At 64.1% G+C, this 15,264-nt stretch carries 19 protein-coding genes; 9 read left to right on the top strand and 10 right to left on the bottom strand.

Going from position 1 to position 15,264, the window contains the following annotated elements; genetic code table 11:
• Position 1 precedes the first annotated feature (1 nt).
• Together JQ633_RS28995 and JQ633_RS28990 are read left to right on the top strand one after the other, a co-directional pair.
• Positions 2–1,264: a serine hydrolase domain-containing protein gene (locus tag JQ633_RS28995; RefSeq protein WP_211988578.1), complete on the top strand. Its 1,263-nt coding sequence runs from the start codon at positions 2–4 to the stop codon at positions 1,262–1,264.
• Between the two features lie 187 nt (positions 1,265–1,451).
• Entirely contained in the window at positions 1,452–1,997 is a 546-nt protein-coding gene (locus tag JQ633_RS28990) for a hypothetical protein (RefSeq protein WP_211988576.1), read from the top strand.
• Positions 1,998–2,012: 15 nt separating this feature from the next.
• Here JQ633_RS28990 and JQ633_RS28985 read toward each other — a convergent pair whose 3' ends face one another.
• The 8 genes from JQ633_RS28985 to JQ633_RS28950 form a co-directional block, all read right to left on the bottom strand.
• Positions 2,013–3,080 (bottom strand): threonine aldolase family protein, encoded by a 1,068-nt coding sequence (locus JQ633_RS28985; RefSeq protein ID WP_211988574.1) that lies wholly within the window; start codon positions 3,078–3,080, stop codon positions 2,013–2,015.
• Positions 3,081–3,136: 56 nt separating this feature from the next.
• The gene (locus JQ633_RS28980) at positions 3,137–3,415 is read right to left on the bottom strand and encodes a type II toxin-antitoxin system RelE/ParE family toxin (RefSeq protein ID WP_349631626.1); all 279 of its coding nucleotides are present in this window, start codon (positions 3,413–3,415) and stop codon (positions 3,137–3,139) included.
• The gene (locus tag JQ633_RS28975) at positions 3,412–3,639 is read right to left on the bottom strand and encodes a hypothetical protein (RefSeq protein ID WP_211988570.1); all 228 of its coding nucleotides are present in this window, start codon (positions 3,637–3,639) and stop codon (positions 3,412–3,414) included. Before JQ633_RS28975 ends, JQ633_RS28980 begins: the two co-directional genes overlap by 4 nt.
• 116 nt (positions 3,640–3,755) lie before the next feature.
• Positions 3,756–4,373, bottom strand: a complete 618-nt coding sequence (gene rpsD, locus JQ633_RS28970) for a 30S ribosomal protein S4 (protein ID WP_211988568.1) — start codon at positions 4,371–4,373, stop codon at positions 3,756–3,758.
• Between the two features lie 381 nt (positions 4,374–4,754).
• Positions 4,755–5,144 carry a cupin domain-containing protein gene (locus JQ633_RS28965; protein ID WP_211988561.1) on the bottom strand — a complete coding sequence of 130 codons (390 nt, stop codon included), beginning with the start codon at positions 5,142–5,144 and terminating at the stop codon, positions 4,755–4,757.
• A 157-nt stretch (positions 5,145–5,301) separates the two neighbouring features.
• Positions 5,302–5,472 (bottom strand): hypothetical protein, encoded by a 171-nt coding sequence (locus tag JQ633_RS28960; RefSeq protein WP_211988559.1) that lies wholly within the window; start codon positions 5,470–5,472, stop codon positions 5,302–5,304.
• Positions 5,469–5,708 (bottom strand): hypothetical protein, encoded by a 240-nt coding sequence (locus JQ633_RS28955; RefSeq protein WP_211988557.1) that lies wholly within the window; start codon positions 5,706–5,708, stop codon positions 5,469–5,471. Before JQ633_RS28955 ends, JQ633_RS28960 begins: the two co-directional genes overlap by 4 nt.
• A gap of 329 nt (positions 5,709–6,037) precedes the next feature.
• A complete protein-coding gene (locus tag JQ633_RS28950) occupies positions 6,038–6,994 on the bottom strand; it encodes a helix-turn-helix domain-containing protein (RefSeq protein ID WP_211988988.1) in 957 nt (318 codons plus the stop codon).
• Here JQ633_RS28950 and JQ633_RS28945 point away from each other — a divergent pair.
• The 7 genes from JQ633_RS28945 to JQ633_RS28915 all read left to right on the top strand — a co-directional run bounded on the left by JQ633_RS28945 (position 6,938) and on the right by JQ633_RS28915 (position 13,522).
• Positions 6,938–7,270: a hypothetical protein gene (locus tag JQ633_RS28945; RefSeq protein WP_211989010.1), complete on the top strand. Its 333-nt coding sequence runs from the start codon at positions 6,938–6,940 to the stop codon at positions 7,268–7,270. The genes JQ633_RS28950 and JQ633_RS28945 overlap by 57 nt on opposite strands.
• A 272-nt stretch (positions 7,271–7,542) precedes the next feature.
• Positions 7,543–7,968 (top strand): hypothetical protein, encoded by a 426-nt coding sequence (locus tag JQ633_RS35265; protein WP_249159729.1) that lies wholly within the window; start codon positions 7,543–7,545, stop codon positions 7,966–7,968.
• 18 nt (positions 7,969–7,986) lie between these two features.
• Positions 7,987–9,003, top strand: coding sequence for a formylglycine-generating enzyme family protein (locus tag JQ633_RS28935; RefSeq protein WP_211988556.1), 1,017 nt, complete (start codon positions 7,987–7,989; stop codon positions 9,001–9,003).
• An 11-nt stretch (positions 9,004–9,014) separates the two neighbouring features.
• Positions 9,015–10,709, top strand: coding sequence for an arylsulfatase (locus tag JQ633_RS28930; RefSeq protein ID WP_211988555.1), 1,695 nt, complete (start codon positions 9,015–9,017; stop codon positions 10,707–10,709).
• 11 nt (positions 10,710–10,720) lie between these two features.
• Entirely contained in the window at positions 10,721–12,121 is a 1,401-nt protein-coding gene (locus JQ633_RS28925; protein WP_211988554.1) for a DUF1254 domain-containing protein, read from the top strand.
• Positions 12,118–12,429, top strand: coding sequence for a DUF1254 domain-containing protein (locus JQ633_RS35260; protein ID WP_249159728.1), 312 nt, complete (start codon positions 12,118–12,120; stop codon positions 12,427–12,429). Before JQ633_RS28925 ends, JQ633_RS35260 begins: the two co-directional genes overlap by 4 nt.
• A 73-nt stretch (positions 12,430–12,502) precedes the next feature.
• Complete coding sequence (locus JQ633_RS28915; protein ID WP_249159727.1) at positions 12,503–13,522, top strand: SphA family protein; 1,020 nt, start codon at positions 12,503–12,505, stop codon at positions 13,520–13,522.
• 7 nt (positions 13,523–13,529) lie between these two features.
• Here JQ633_RS28915 and JQ633_RS28910 read toward each other — a convergent pair whose 3' ends face one another.
• Positions 13,530–14,306, bottom strand: coding sequence for an HpcH/HpaI aldolase family protein (locus tag JQ633_RS28910; RefSeq protein ID WP_211988553.1), 777 nt, complete (start codon positions 14,304–14,306; stop codon positions 13,530–13,532).
• A 241-nt stretch (positions 14,307–14,547) separates the two neighbouring features.
• The coding region (locus JQ633_RS28905) for an FG-GAP repeat domain-containing protein (RefSeq protein WP_211988552.1) at positions 14,548–15,264 on the bottom strand (717 nt) is incomplete at its 5' end.

Below are 15,264 nucleotides of genomic sequence, written 5' to 3'. Positions count from 1 at the left end.
CATGCGTGGGTGCCGCGCGGTCGTCGCGGCACTCGTGCTCGCGCTCGGCGCAACGGGTGCGAAGGCCGAGGGCGAGAAGCGTGCTCCGCACAGCTTCTCGGCCGAAGGGCTGGCGAAGGTCTCCGACTACATCAGGAACGAGATCGTGACCGGGAAGATTCCCGGCGCGATCCTCCTGCTGCAGCAGCACGGCAAGCCGGTCTATTACGAGAAGTTCGGCGTGCGCGACATCGCGACCGAATTCTCGATGAGCGCGGACACCATCTTCCGCCTCTATTCGATGTCGAAGCCGATCACGACGGTCACGGCAATGATGCTGGTCGAGGAGGGCAAGCTCGCCCTCGGCGATCCGGTCTCGAAATACATTCCAGCCTTTGCCGACATGAAGGTCGCGGTAGAGAAGCCCGGTGAGAACGGCAAGCTGGTGATGACGACCGAGCCGCTGAAGCGTCCGGTGACGATCGAGGACCTGATGCGTCACACCGCCGGGCTGCCTTACGGCTATTACGGCGGTGGCCTCGTCAACAAGGCCTATGCCGACAGCGGTCTGTTCAACGACGATCCCGACAATGCCGAGCTGGTCGCGCGGCTCACGAAGCTGCCGCTCGCCGAGCAGCCCGGCACGGTGTGGGACTACGGCCACTCCACCGACGTGCTCGGCCGCATCATCGAGGTCATCACCGGCAAATCGCTGTTTGCCTTCGAGAAGGAGCGGCTGCTCGGTCCGCTCGGGATGAACGACACCGCATACTATGTCGCCGACCGCGCGAAATGGCCGTTGATCGCCGAGCCGATGCCGAAGGATCGCACCATCAGTCCGGTCGCCGACGTCCGCGATCCCAGGCAGCCGCTGCGATGGGAGTCCGGCGGCGGCGGACTGGTCGGCACCATCGGCGATTACGCGCGGTTTTCACAGATGCTGTTGAACGGCGGCACCTACGACGGCCGGCGTTATCTGAAGCCGGAAACCATCGCCCTGATGACGTCAGATCACATCGGTCCCGAAACCGGGGTGGTCCGTGACCAGAACTTCTATCCGGGGCCGAATTCGGGCTTCGGCCTCGGCTTTGCCGTCCGCACGTCGGTGCCGGCGAACACGAACTGGCCGCTCGGTGAATATCGCTGGGACGGCGTCGCGGGCACGTTCTTCTTCATCGATCCCGAGGATCACCTGTTTGGAATCCTGATGATGCAGACGCCGACGCAGCGCGGCCGGATCCAGCAAGAGCTGAAGACGCTGATCTATCAGGCGATGGGGCGGTAGCGGCCCGGACGGGGTGAACGGCCTCCATCGACAGACTGGCTAAGTCCCGGTCCCGGCGGACGAATCCGATTTAGCTCATCACCGCATTGGCGTTAAATTAACGACGGTTGTGGGCCTGATCTATTCGCTAACAGATTGAAAAGGGCTCCTGTCCGACGATGGTCTCGTCCGCATTCGGAGGAGACTCATGCTCGCCAAGGTCATTTTTGCTTTGGGCACGTTGGGTGTGGCCGGCGGTTACGTCGCTTATGAGGCGTCGAAATTCGATCCGTCGGTTTATCCCTATTCCAGGCAGCAGGCCCAAGCCATGCTGGTGGCCGCCAAGACCGCCATCCCGAGGAGAGATAACAACGGTCAGATCGAGATCTGGAGCACGGGCCCCTCGAACAAGGGCGTCATGCTGAACATGAGATATTCAAGCAAGGCGCCGCTGATCAAATGTGACGTCGCGATCACGGAGATTGCGCCGAACCAGGTCCGTGCGACGCCGGATTGCGGCGGCGATCCGAAGACCGAATCCGTGATCGCGCGGACCGGCGAGGAGCTTCGCGTTCCCATGTTCGCAGAGCATGTCGAGGCAACGCTCAACAATCGTGCATTCGATCGCGCGAGAGCGGCTCAGAAGGAAGTTGCGATCACCTTCAAGAACCTCAACGCGATGCAGAACGAGGCGCTGGAATCGTACGCGGAAGCGCAGCGGATGCAGTACGAGTTGGATCCCAAGAAGCGGTGAGCGTGGCCGTTCCGGCTACGCTCCGCGCACGATGTCCCTGACGTGACCGACGGCTTCCTCGATCATCGCGGCCGACACGTCGAGATGGGTGCAGGCCCTGATCCGTCCGTCCATCATCGCCAGCATCACGCCGCGCTTGCGCAGCTCGGCGACCATCTTGTCGCCGAGCACACCGGCGCCGTCGGGTTTGAAGAACACGAGGTTGGTCTCCGGTGCCTGCACAGCGATGCCGTTGATCTGCGACAGCCCGCGCGCCAGCGCCCGCGCGTTGGCGTGGTCGTCGGCGAGGCGGTCGACGTGATGGTCGAGCGCATGGATGCAGGCGGCCGCCGCGACGCCGGACTGCCGCATCGAGCCGCCGAGCCGCTGCTTCCAGCGCCAGACGTCGTCGATGAAGGCGCGGCTGCCGGCGATCACGCCGCCGATCGGCGCGCCCAGGCCCTTCGAGAAATCGATCCAGGCGGAATCCCAGCCTGCCGCCATGTCGCGCGGCGAGATGCCTGAGGCGACGGTGGCGTTGAGCAGCCGCGCGCCGTCCATGTGGGTGGCGAGTCCATTGGCCTTGGCGATGCTGACGACCTCGTCGAGCGCGGCCTTCTTCCAGATCGTGCCGCCGCCGATATTGGCGGTCTGCTCGACGCTGACCAGCACCTGCGGCGGCTGATAGCGGGTGCGCGGATGCAGCGCGGCGCGGAACGCCTCCGGCGCGAACTGGCCGTCGTCGCCCGCTAGAGGCGTGATCTGGAAGCCGCCGAGCGCGGCATGGGCGCCGCCCTCGCGTGCGATGATATGCGCGGTCGCATGCGCCAAAATCTCGTCGCCGGGCCGGCAATAGGCCAGCGTCGCCGCGACGTTGCACATCGTGCCCGAGGGCATGAACACCGCCGCTTCCTTGCCCAGCAGCTCGGCGACGCGGGCGTTGAGCTCATTGGTGGTCGGATCGTCGCCGACCTGCTCGTCGCCAACTTCCGCTCTCGCCATCGCCTCGCGCATCGCCGGCGTCGGCTTGGTCTGCGTGTCCGACAGCAGGTTGATGCGGACGGCGGGCGCCTTCGGATCGGGCGGGGCAGGGGTGTAGTGCATGCGCTTTCCTCATTACTCTGCAGCGCTACCCAACGCGGGCGCGGCGACGGTCTCTGCTAACCTATAGGTCTGCGGGCGGTGTGGCGAAACCGCATAATCACGATCTCGGTCGGCGTCACCCGGTAATCGATCAGGTAGGGGTAAGGCGTCGTCGAGAGCCGACGAACGCCCGGACGGCTTGTCGCGCGTCCCGCGAGGGGATGTTGCTGAAGGAGCTCCACGAGAGCCACGACACGGTCGCGAACGCGATCCGCGCCCTGAGGCGATCGTGCCGCAATATAGGACAGTGCCTGGTCGATCTGAGAGAGGGCGCGCCGCGTATAGCGAACGTTCACAGCCCGTGCTTTGCCCACATGGCACGAACTTCATCCGCAGTCGCCAGTTCACCGCGCGCAATCTCCGCGTCGGCCTCGGCCAGATCGGCCTCCTCTTCGGCGGTCAGTTGGAGCGGTGGCTGGTCGACGCCGGCGAGCTGCAGCATGACTCGCGCCAGTTCGTCCTGCTCCGCATCGGGCAGGTTTGAGACGGTCTTGATAGCCTGATCGAGCAACCGGGTCATCGGCGAGGTCTCTGTGGGCAGGCATCTGCCAAGGCAGCCCTATATTAGCATCCTGCGGTCAAACAAAAAGGCCCCGGCAAAGCCGGGGCCTTTCGTATCTCGCAACGCTGACAGGATCAGCGCGAATAGAATTCGACGATCAGATGCGGCTCCATCTGCACCGGGAACGGCACGTCGGAGAGGCCGGGGATGCGCGCGAACTTCGCGGTCATCTTGCCGTGGTCGACCTCGATGAAATCAGGCACGTCGCGCTCGGGCAGCTGGCTCGCTTCCAGCACGGTGGCGAGCTGCTTGGAGGCGTCCTTGACCTCGATGGTGTCGCCGATCCGCAGCATGTAGCTGCCGATGTTGACCTTGCGGCCGTTCACCTTGACGTGGCCGTGGTTGATGAACTGGCGCGCGGCGAACATCGTCGAGACGAACTTGGAGCGATACACCACGGTGTCGAGACGGCGCTCGAGCAGGCCGATCAGGTTCTCGCCGGTGTCGCCCTTGAGGCGGCTGGCCTCGACATAGATGCCGTGGAACTGGCGCTCGGAAATGTTGGCGTAGTACCCCTTGAGCTTCTGCTTGGCGCGCAGCTGCACGCCGAAGTCGGAGAGCTTGCCCTTGCGGCGCTGGCCGTGCTGGCCGGGGCCGTATTCGCGGCGGTTCACGGGGCTCTTCGGGCGGCCCCAGATATTCTGGCCCATGCGGCGATCGATCTTGTACTTCGCCTCACTACGCTTTGTCATCGCGGTCCTCTTTGCATAGCCGTCGCTGATCGCGCCCGGCCTTTGTAAGTTTCAGGTTTGAGGAGACGCGCCCTCCTGTGTACCGGCCAAAATGGCCTGCACCGACAGATCCGCCTCGAAAGCTCGAGGACAAACCACGGGTCGCGAAACGCATCGCGGGCCGAAACCGGCCCGCGAGCAAGGGTGGTCTTAAGGACAAAGCACCGCCCTGTCAAACGAAACGACCGGCTTTTTCGGCCGTTTTGGCCGCAAATCGCCCGTTTTTAGCGTCTCAAGGCGCGTTTCCGAGCGCCCGGACCGGCCGAGCGGCGATTTGTGGCCGGATCGACCGCAATTCGCCGTTCAGCACCTGTTCGAGCCAGGGCCGCGGCGCAGTTCGATCTACGGCGCAGGCTTCGCCAGCGGCTCGCCGGCCTTGACGATATAGACCCCGAGCACCTTGAGCGGTTTGTCGCCGGAGGCCTTGGCGTCGTGCACCGCGCCTTCCGGGATCTGGTAGGACTCGCCGGCTTTCACCTTCACCGGTGGCTTGCCGTCGATCAGGAGCTCGAGCTCGCCCTCGATCACATAGCCGGTTTCGGCCCCGGGATGCGTATGACGCCCGGCCGCACCGCCCGCGGGAATCTCGGCGATCGCCGTCACCGTGTTGTAGCCAGCCGGGAAGTCGACCTTCTGCAGCGGCGTCCGCTTGATGCCGCTCTGCTGCGCAAACACAGCGCCTGTGCCCGCGACCACAACCACGGCAAGGCCAATCAGTAGTTTTCTGAACATGTTTTTTCTCTCCCTGATCGCCGAACTCTAACAGCGCGGGGTGAGAGCGAAAAGGCGGCAATTGACGCTGGTTCAAGCTCGTTCATGTACCGGGCGCAAGTTCCGATAAGGCGAAATAGCATCGACCGGCACGCTCACGCGCGCCGTCGGATACTGCTCAGCGCTTCGGCGCCGGCGTTGCCGGATTGGGCGTCCCGCGGGCGGGATCATCGGTGGGCATGGCCGCTTCGACGAATTGCAGCACCAGCTTCCGCTTGTCGGGATCCTTGATCCTGGAGAATGCCCGAATGAGGCGCAGCGTCTCGAGTTCTTCGAGAAAGTCTGTCATGGCGTTTCTTCTGAAGCGATCTCGTCTTCTGAAGCGATCTCGTAACGGGCCAGCGCCGCCTCGATGAGATCGACCTCCTCCTGGAGCGTGTCGATTACGGTCGATGGGTGGAATCCGGAGCCGCTGCGCATCAGGGTCTCCTGCAGCAGCCGCCTGCGATGGTCTCTGATCTGCTCGAGCGCGCGACGGTCCCCAAGGGACACGTATCCCGCGATGATCTGTTCGATGGCCTTCATCTCAAATGCTCTTCAAAATAGTAAGGTGCTGGAATCGCAGTATTAAAGCGGCCAATTCGCCGGCCCGCAAGGGGGGCGGGGGCTACGGAAGCGGCACCTGTTCCTATGCCGCCCAACCTCTGGATGCGCGGCTGTGCGAGGCGTTGCGCCGCTTGTGTCGCGCCTTGCAGGCGCACGACTGAAGCCGGCAGTCGCGGTCCTGGCGGCTGACGCGTGAACAGATCCGGCGAACTGTCGATCCGCATCAGCGAAGCGAAAATGCGCGGCTCGCCATCCCGGATATCGCTGCGCTCATCCGGGCTACGCTGAAAAAAGATTTGAGGTTGGGTCTAGCTCGGACAGCTCAAGGTCTGCGACGGATACTCGCCGAACATCGCGCGGTAATACTGCGAGAAGCGACCGAGCTCGATGAAGCCCTGCTCGAGCGCCACCTCCGAGACGGTGGTCTGTTCGGGTCTGCTTTGGCGCAGGATGGAATGGATCGTGCAAAGCCGCTTGTGGCGGAGGAACGTCACCGGGCCGATGCCGAACACCTCGTGAAAGGCGCGATGCAGGCTGCGCCGCGACACACGGAAGGTGGAGCAGATTTCCGAGACATGGACCGGGCGCGATCCTGCGGCTTCCAGATAATCCTCGATGTTGCGGACCAGCTTCATCGCAGACGGCAGATAACCGGAATCGTCGCGCGGCAGCGTCGCGGCGATCGGCGCGGTCACGCAATCGACGATCGCGCGCTTCCAGAATTCGGCCGACGTCTCCGACAGCGCGCCGGGCTGCCGCGCAAGATGCGCGACGATCTGCGGCAGCCTTTGCGCGCCCGCCATGCCGACGGCGTCGTCGTCGGCGCGATAATGGCGCTTCTCCAGCCAGGCCTCCGCATCGACAAGCCGCGGCTCGCCGCCGAACACGGACGGGAGGTCGGCCAGATCCATCCGGATCGCGGCATAGGACGAGGCGCTGTGAAAGACACCGTCGTGCTCGACGGAGGGCGGAATGACGAGAACGTCCGCCGGCTGCATGTCGAAGGCCCAGTGCGTGACGCGATCCGTCGCGCTGAGCAGCATGCCGACGATCAGCTTTTCCTCGGTCGAAATGCGCTGGGTGCGGACGCCGACATTGAAGGCGCCGATGCTGAGCGAGAAGTCGCCGATGCCGACATGCGACAAGGTGCCGTGCAGCCGCCCGCGTTCGAGCTGCATGACGTCGACATGTGAGCCTTTGACGGCCTGATGAAGCCCCTCAAAGCCTTCGAGTATATTCGTGCTGACCGACAGATGTTCGCCCATCATCTGCATGCCTACGAGGGAAATGCGATTAATCTATTGTCCCACGAAATAAAAATCTGCCGCATCCTACTCCCTGCGGCAACCTGTCGTCACTCTATCGATTCGAATGGCAGGATGATGTTCGGAATTTCCATTGCGCGGATTTTTCCTTGTTTTTTAGACAAGGCAATGCACGGCACGGTAACAGATCGCCAGATCGGCGACATCTTTCGTCAAGCCGTGGAGGCCCGCCACAGAGTTTGGCACAAACTGCACATTACACGCAAAACGAGTTGATCTATCGTTTGATGCCTGCGCGCGATGACGCTGATGAGCGGTCGCGTCCGGATGCCGTTATGCACGTTTGTGTGCATACGAGGGGAGATCGCCGGGCCTCGCGGAAGAGGTGAGGCTGACGGCGACTGACCGACCGGCTTGATCGGCAGCAAGAAGCACCAAGAACAATGGAGGGCGTAGCGATGCGATCGGACACGACGGTCAGTATTCAAGGACGCAGTCCGAGACCTTTCAGGATGATCTTCTGCGCAGTGGCGCTAGGGCTCGGTACAATGGCCGCGCTCACAAGCACCGCATCGGCTGCGAATATCGGCGCCGGCGCTCCCCTCGGATCATTGCTGCGCGATGCGCAAGGCCGCGACGTGATCGACGTGCGCGCCGTCGTCCGCCGCGGTGGAGTTGCGGTCGGACCGCGCGGCGGCGCGGTGGCCTATCGCAGTCGCACCGTGGTCGGGCCGGGCGTGCGGCCCGGCTACCGCGGCGCCGCGGTGGTTCGGCCTGTGCCCGGGCGCGGCTGGGCGCGGCCCGGTTGGTACCGCTGGCCGGTGGGCGGTGCGATCGCAGCCGGCGCAGCGATCGGCGTTGTCGGCGCCGCGAGCGCTGCCGCATGGGCTGGTTCTCCGCCGGCGCCGGGCATGTGCTGGTACTACACCGATCCGTCCAGGACACAGGGCTTCTGGGATTACTGCTCCCAGTAGGCGTGCGGGTGCCTTGCGATGTCCGGGGCCGAGATCGGGTGCGCTGAACCGTCGCCGAACCTCCCGACCGACGATATGGTCTGGATCGACGGCGGCACCTTCCGCATGGGCTCGGACCATCATTATCCCGAGGAAGCGCCGTCGCATCGGGCGACGGTCGACGGCTTCTGGATCGACCGCACGCCTGTCACCAACGTCCAATTCCGCGAATTCGTGCGCGAGACCGGTCACATCACCGTGGCCGAGATGCCGCCCGATCCCGCGCAATATCCGGGCGCGCTGCCGCACATGCTCTATGCCGGCTCGCTGGTGTTTCAGCCGCCACGGCGCGTGCGCTCGCTGCGCGATGTGAGCCAGTGGTGGAGCTTCATGAAGGGCGCCAACTGGCGTCATCCCTACGGGGCGAAAACCAACATCAACGTGCTCGGCAGCCATCCCGTCGTGCATGTCGCCTACGCCGATGCGCTGGCCTATGCCAAATGGGCGGGCAAGGCGCTGCCGACCGAGGCGGAGTGGGAATTCGCCGCGCGTGGCGGCCTCGACGCCGCGGAATATGCCTGGGGCAGTGCGCTGACCCCTGACGGCGTGCAGATGGCCAACACCTGGCAGGGCAATTTCCCGCTCGAGAACATCTGCGCCGACGGTTTCGACCGCACCTCGCCGGTGACGGCGTTTCCGCCCAATGGCTATGGCGTTCACGACATGATCGGCAATGTCTGGGAGTGGACCGCCGACTGGTGGTCCGCGCGGCACGAGGCCGACGCCGCAAAACCCTGCTGCATTCCGCAGAACCCGCGCGGCGGCCGCGAGGAGGCGAGCTACGATCCCGTCCAGCCCGCGATCCGGATTCCGCGCAAGGTGCTGAAGGGCGGCTCGCATCTGTGCGCGCCGAACTACTGCCGCCGCTACCGTCCCGCCGCACGCCACGCCGAGCCGGTCGACACCTCGACCAGCCATGTCGGCTTCCGCTGCGTGCTGCGCAGGTCCGCCAATACCGATCTCCAGCCGTCCTCGAGGAACGTCCAAACAATGTGAGGGAGTTTCAGATGAGCGCCGATGCGAACGACACGAAGACCAGCGAGACCAGCCGGCAAGCCATCGATCGACGCAACGTGCTGCTCGGGACTTCCACACTCGTTGCCGCCGCAGCGCTCACCTCACGCGCCCTGGCGCAGCAGGCCCAGCCGTCCGCGGCACCGGCCGCATCCGGCGGGCGCAAGCCGAACATCCTCTTCATCATGGGCGACGACATCGGCTGGTTCAACGTCAGCGCCTACAACATGGGGATCATGGGCTATCGCACGCCGAACATTGATCGCATCGGCAGGGAAGGCGCTATCTTCACCGACTGGTACGGCCAGCAGAGCTGCACCGCCGGTCGCGCGGCCTTCATCACCGGCCAGTCGCCGATCCGCACCGGCCTCACCAAGGTCGGCTTGCCCGGCGCCGAGCTCGGACTCGGACCGCTCGATCCGAGCGTCGCCGACGTCATGAAGACCTACGGCTACGCCACCGGCCAGTTCGGCAAGAACCATCTCGGCGACCGCAACGAGCATCTGCCGACCGTGCACGGCTTCGACGAGTTCTTCGGCAATCTCTACCACCTCAACGCCGAGGAGGAGCCCGAGAACCCGGACTACCCGAAGGATCCCGCCTTCCGCAAACGTTTCGGGCCGCGCGGTGTGCTCAAATGCAAGGCCAGCACCACCGATGACACCACCGTCGATCCCGCCTATGGCCGCGTCGGCAAGCAGACCATCGAGAACACCGGCCCGCTCGACACCAAGCGGATGGAAACGATCGACACCGAGTTTCTCGGAGCGGCCAAGGATTTCATTACCCGCCAGCAGCGCGCCGGCGGGCCCTGGTTCTGCTACTTCAACACGACGCGGATGCACATCTTCACGCATCTGAAGAAGGAGTCGCAGGGCAAGACCGGCTTCGGCCTGTATCCGGACGGCATGGTCGAGACCGACGGCCATGTCGGCGAGCTCCTGAAGCTGCTGGACGAGGTCGGCGCGACCGACAACACGATCGTGGTCTACACCACCGACAACGGCGCGGAGGTCTTCACCTGGCCCGATGGCGGAACGACGCCCTTCGCCGGCGAGAAAGCGACCAACTGGGAAGGCGCCTTCCGCGTGCCCTGCCTGATCCGCTGGCCGGGTGTCATCAAGCCGGGTACCGTCGTCAACGATATCTGCGCGCATGAGGACTTCATTCCGACCTTCGCGGCGGCGGCCGGCGATCCGGACCTCGTCGACAAGGTGACGAAGGGCACCACGCTCAACGGCAAACCATTCAAGGTCCATCTCGACGGGATGAATCTGCTGCCGTTCTTCAAGGGCGAGGCGCCGGAGTCGCCGCGCAAGGAATTTCTCTATTGGAGCGACGATGGTGACTTGATGGCGCTGCGCGTCAAGGAATGGAAGGTCAGCTTCATGGAGCAGCACACCGAGACCAACCCGAAGGCGCCGCTTGGCCCCTGGATGGGGCAATTCACCAAGCTGCGCGCACCGATGATGTACAATCTGCGGGCCGATCCATTCGAGCGCGGCCCCGTCAGCATCTATTACGCGGATTGGCATGCGCGTCGGGCGTTCATCCTGGTGCCGGCCCAGGCCATCGTCGCCAGATACATCGAGAGCTTCAAGGAATTCCCGCCGCGCGCCAAGGCGGCGAGCTTCACGGTCGGTGATGTGATGGACAAGCTCACGACGGCGGGGCCCGGCAAGAACTAGGGGGCACCGTCATGAAGAGATGCTTTGCGGCGCTGATGTTTTTGCTGATGGCGCCGGTCGTGCACGCGGAGGATTCTTCGGGCGCACACAGCCGGCTTGTCCAAAGCCGCGCTGTCGAGGCGATGATCTGGGGCATGCCGGCGGTCAATTTCGACCTGATGTACCAGGCGATGGTTCGTGAGACCAAGGGCAGTTACAACCAGATCGTCTATTGGTCTCGGCTGCCCGACTGGAAGAACCAGACGCTCACACCCAATCCCGACTCAATCTATCTGATGCCGTTCTTCAATACCAAGGACGTCGGCCCGGTGGTGATTGAAATTCCGCCGGCCGACGAAGGCTCGATCAACGGCACCATCATGGATGGCTGGCAGACGCCGCTCGAGGATGTCGGTCCGGCCGGTGTCGACAAGGGAGCGGGCGCCAAGTATCTGGTGCTGCCCCCGGACTACAAGGAGAGGCCGCCCGAGGGCTATGTCGTGCTGCCATCGTCGACCTATCAGGGTTACGCGCTGCTGCGCTCGATCCTCAAAGGCGGCACCGATGCCGACGTTGCGCAGGGCGCGGCCTATGGCCGGCGCATCAAGGTGTATCCGCTCTCGCAAACGCCGAATCCCGCGCCCACCAAATTCGTCGATGCGATCGACGTGGTGTACGACGCAACGATCCCCTATGACGTACGGTTCTTCCAGTCACTCGACCGCTTCGTGCAGACCGAGCCCTGGCTGTTGCGTGACAAGGCGATGATCGACCAGTTACGGTCGATCGGGATTGAGAAAGGCAAGGCCTTCAATCCGGACCAGGTGACGCAGGCTCTCCTGAACAGCGCGGCCGCCGAGGCGCGAGGATTGTTCGAGCATCGCTATGAGCGGCTCTTTCATCCCTTTTTCGAGTCCGGTCGATGGGCGTTGCCGGCACTCCCGGACTATATGAAGGCAGCTCCGGACGGCTATTCCGCCGCCGATAGCTACCCTGTCGACAGCAGAGGTCTGCTGTTCACTTTTGCCTTCTTCACCCCCAAGCATCTGGGCGAGGGGCAGTTCTACCTGATGACCATCAAGGACAAGGACGGCAACAACTTCGATGGCGGCAAGACCTATCGGCTGACGGTGCCGCCGAACGCGCCGGTCAGGCTCTATTGGTCGGCGACGGCCTACGACCGGGCCACGCACGCCCTGATCCGCGATCAATCGCGCGCCAGCCGCTCCTCGCAAAATGTCGGGCTGCAGAAGAACGCTGATGGTTCGACCGACGTATTCTTCGGGCCGAAGTCGCCGGCGGGAAAGGAGACGAACTGGGTGCCGACAGTCGCGGGCGGCGAATTCGAGGTGCTGTTCCGCCTTTACGGACCGGAAAAATCTTTCTTTGAGAAGAAGTGGGTCCTGCCTGACATCGAGACGGTCACGCAATGAACCTGGATTACTCCCTGGTTGGTACACTTTGGCTCGCGGAGCTGGCCACGGCGCAGGCGCATGCGGCGGTCACCGTCACACCCGACAATTTCGTTCGGGCCGAGACCGACCTCTATTTCAGCGCCTCGGCCAAGAAGGGCGGCTTCGGCAAGTATGAGCACAAGCGCGAGGCGCTGACGGTGATCCGGACGAATCGGGATACGTTCTATTCCAGCGCGGTATTCGATCTCGATGCAGATCCGGTGACGCTCACAACGAAAAGTAGAGATGTCCCGAGCCGCAGCCGGTGCAATGAGCGGCGCGCGTGAAGCGCGGGCAACGATCGGAGGTAACGGCAGTGGCGCCGACGATCGCCACGGCCGAGTTGAAGGGGAGGCGGCTATGCAATTGATCAAGCGTCACGGAATGATGGTCGCAGGCCTATGTGTTGCTTCGCTCGCGCTTCCATGCACGGCACGCGCCGATTCGGCGGGTCTCAGCTTCTGGCTGCCCGGAACGTTCGGCAGCCTCGCCGCGACGCCGGTCGCGCCGGGTTGGGCGTATTCGACGATCTACATCCATCTGCAGCAGAGCGCGGGGGCGGGAAAGACTTTCGTCACCGCCGGCGGCGCGGGCGGCACCGTCGTGGCCGGGCTCACCGCACGTGCGGACGCGCTCGTCGAGGGCGTCACCTACACCTCGCCGACGCCGGTGCTCGGCGGTCAGGCGGGCATCAGCTTCCTGGCGGCGCCGGGAAATCTCGGCGTCGGCATCAACGCCACGCTGACCGGGCCGGCCGGCAACACCGTCTCCGGCAGCAAGTTCGACAACCGTACCACGGTCTCAGACATCTTCTACCAGGGCACGCTGAAATGGAATCAGGGCGTCCACAACGAGATGATCTACGTCGCCGGCAACATTCCGAGCGGCACGTATGATCCGACCCGGCTTGCCAATCTGAGCTTTGGGTTCGGCGCGATCGACGCCGGCGGCGGCTACACCTATCTCGACCCGAAGACGGGGCACGAGTTCTCCATCGTCGGCGGCCTGACCTACAGCGCCATGAATTCCTATTTGCAGTACCAGAATGGCATCGACGCGCATATCGACTGGGCCGCGTCGCAGTTCCTCGGCAAGGACGTCTTCGTCGGCGTTGCCGGCTACTATTTCCAGCAGCTCACCGACGATAGCGGGCCCGGCGCGACGCTCGGCGGCTTCCGCGGCATGGCGGTCGGCATCGGCCCGCAGGTCGGCTTCCTGTTTCCGGTCGGCGACTTCCAGGGCTATCTCAATATCAAGGGATACGCCGATCTCGAGGTCGAAAACCGGCCGAAGGGATGGTCGACCTGGGTGACGTTCGCGATTCAGCCCAAGGCGCCGGAGCCGCCACCGACCGCGAGGCCGGTGGTGCGGAAGTACTAGCGAGGAATCAGCGTTTGATCCCGGCGAACGCCGCGGCGATGCCGCGCTGGAACAGCGACCAGTCGAAGCCGAGCGCGAGCGCGAGGTAGCCGCGGTCGATCATCGCGTTGGCCTGCTCGGCGCTGCGGGCAACGCCGCCGATCGGCACGCCGCTCCGCATGATGCCTTTCTCCGCGCGCTGCATCAGCGCCACCACTTCGGGATCGTCGGGATAGCCGCGCTTGTTGATCGAGGTGGCGAGGTCGCCGGGGCCGATCACCGCGAGGTCGATGCCCTCCGTCGCCATGATCTCGTCGATGCGATTCACCGCCTCGACATGCTCGATCGTGACAATGCAGATCATGTCGTCATCGGCGGTCGCCATGTAGTCGTTCATCGAGACGCCCCAGCGGAACGGCGCGTGGAACGGCCCCCAGAGCCGCTCGCCCTTCGGCGGATAGCGCACGCTGCGCACCGCCTTGGCGGCGTCCGCGGCGTCGCAGATCATCGGAAAATTGATGCCGAGCGCGCCGATGTCCATCGGCGCCTTGGCGAGGTGCGGCTCATTGGCTGCGATCCGCACCATCGGCACGCAGGGCGTACCCGATGTCGCCACGATCATCGCATGCGCGGTGGCAAGGTCGATCGGACCGTGCTCGAGGTCGACGATGATCCAGTCCAGCGACTGCGCCATGATCTGCACGGTCTGGATGCTCGGGATGGTTGCGATCGCGCCGAAGGTCGGACGCTTCTCGCGCCACTGTTGTCGCAAGCGGTTGAGCGGCGTCAGTGGTGCTGAAGTCACGGCGATTCTCCCTGCATGAGGCAAACGAAGCCGGGAGCGTATTCATAGACGTTCGCGTTGCGGGAGCAAAGACAGTGGGGTCGATGCCGCCTTCATCGGCGGCTCCTTGGCTGCATGGCGGAGGTCCAGCGCAGGCCAGATCACGCCGGAGAACTGGTGGCGCGCCCGGAAAGGGCGGAGGAGGGCGCGCCACGGGCCTACCTATGGAAGACCTATCGCCGGTCCAGACCGGACAGCACCCTCACACGATGTGCCAGTCATTGGGAACGACGCCGGCACTGGCGATGATGTGGGCGCCGCCGATCTGGCCGTTATCCCAGATCGACACCGCCGAATTGTCGTTGCGCAGGAGAATGTCGCTCTGCCCATTGCCGTCATAGTCACCAACGTCGGCAATGTGCCAGCCATTGGAGAAAGTGCCGACAGGAGCGATGAAGTGCGCGCCGCCGATCGCGCCGTTGTCCCAGATCGACGCCCTGCCGTTGTCGTTGACCAGCAGGATGTCGCTCTGGCCGTTGGCATCGAAATCGCCGGTGCCGGCAAAGTGCCAGCCGCCGGCGATGGTGCCGACCGGCGCGATGATATGCGCGCCGCCGATCTGGCCGTTGTCCCAGATCGATGCCTTGCCGTTGTCGTTGAACAGCAGGATGTCGCTCTTGCCGTTGCCGTCGAAGTCGCCGGTGCCGGCAATATGCCAGCCGCCGGCCATGGTGCCGGCAGGCGCGATGATGTGGGCGCCGCCGAGCTGGCCGTTGTCCCAGATCGACGCCTTGCCGTCGTCGTTGACCCACAGAATGTCGCTCTTGCCGTTGCCGTCGAAGTCGCCGGTGCCGGCAAAATGCCAGCCGCCAGTGATGGTGCCCGCAGCAGCAATGATGTGGGCGCCGCCGATCTGGCCGTTATCCCAGACGGATACCTTGCCGTTGTCGTTGACCAGAAGCATGTCGCTCTTGTTGTT

Source organism: Bradyrhizobium tropiciagri (genome assembly GCF_018130505.1).
In the GTDB taxonomy this organism is placed as follows: Bacteria; Pseudomonadota; Alphaproteobacteria; order Rhizobiales; family Xanthobacteraceae; genus Bradyrhizobium; species Bradyrhizobium tropiciagri_B.
This window is presented reverse-complemented; position numbering and strand designations above follow the sequence as displayed.

Coding starts and splice junctions, on each gene's coding strand:
- JQ633_RS28995 (WP_211988578.1), top strand. CDS start 2: ATGCGTGGGTGCCGCGCGGTCGTCGCGGCACTCGTGCTCGCGCTCGGC.
- JQ633_RS28990 (WP_211988576.1), top strand. CDS start 1,452: ATGCTCGCCAAGGTCATTTTTGCTTTGGGCACGTTGGGTGTGGCCGGC.
- JQ633_RS28985 (WP_211988574.1), bottom strand. CDS start 3,080: ATGCACTACACCCCTGCCCCGCCCGATCCGAAGGCGCCCGCCGTCCGC.
- JQ633_RS28975 (WP_211988570.1), bottom strand. CDS start 3,639: ATGACCCGGTTGCTCGATCAGGCTATCAAGACCGTCTCAAACCTGCCC.
- rpsD (WP_211988568.1), bottom strand. CDS start 4,373: ATGACAAAGCGTAGTGAGGCGAAGTACAAGATCGATCGCCGCATGGGC.
- JQ633_RS28965 (WP_211988561.1), bottom strand. CDS start 5,144: ATGTTCAGAAAACTACTGATTGGCCTTGCCGTGGTTGTGGTCGCGGGC.
- JQ633_RS28960 (WP_211988559.1), bottom strand. CDS start 5,472: ATGACAGACTTTCTCGAAGAACTCGAGACGCTGCGCCTCATTCGGGCA.
- JQ633_RS28955 (WP_211988557.1), bottom strand. CDS start 5,708: ATGAAGGCCATCGAACAGATCATCGCGGGATACGTGTCCCTTGGGGAC.
- JQ633_RS28945 (WP_211989010.1), top strand. CDS start 6,938: ATGAAGCCCCTCAAAGCCTTCGAGTATATTCGTGCTGACCGACAGATG.
- JQ633_RS28950 (WP_211988988.1), bottom strand. CDS start 6,994: ATGGGCGAACATCTGTCGGTCAGCACGAATATACTCGAAGGCTTTGAG.
- JQ633_RS35265 (WP_249159729.1), top strand. CDS start 7,543: ATGGCCGCGCTCACAAGCACCGCATCGGCTGCGAATATCGGCGCCGGC.
- JQ633_RS28935 (WP_211988556.1), top strand. CDS start 7,987: ATGTCCGGGGCCGAGATCGGGTGCGCTGAACCGTCGCCGAACCTCCCG.
- JQ633_RS28930 (WP_211988555.1), top strand. CDS start 9,015: ATGAGCGCCGATGCGAACGACACGAAGACCAGCGAGACCAGCCGGCAA.
- JQ633_RS28925 (WP_211988554.1), top strand. CDS start 10,721: ATGAAGAGATGCTTTGCGGCGCTGATGTTTTTGCTGATGGCGCCGGTC.
- JQ633_RS35260 (WP_249159728.1), top strand. CDS start 12,118: ATGAACCTGGATTACTCCCTGGTTGGTACACTTTGGCTCGCGGAGCTG.
- JQ633_RS28915 (WP_249159727.1), top strand. CDS start 12,503: ATGCAATTGATCAAGCGTCACGGAATGATGGTCGCAGGCCTATGTGTT.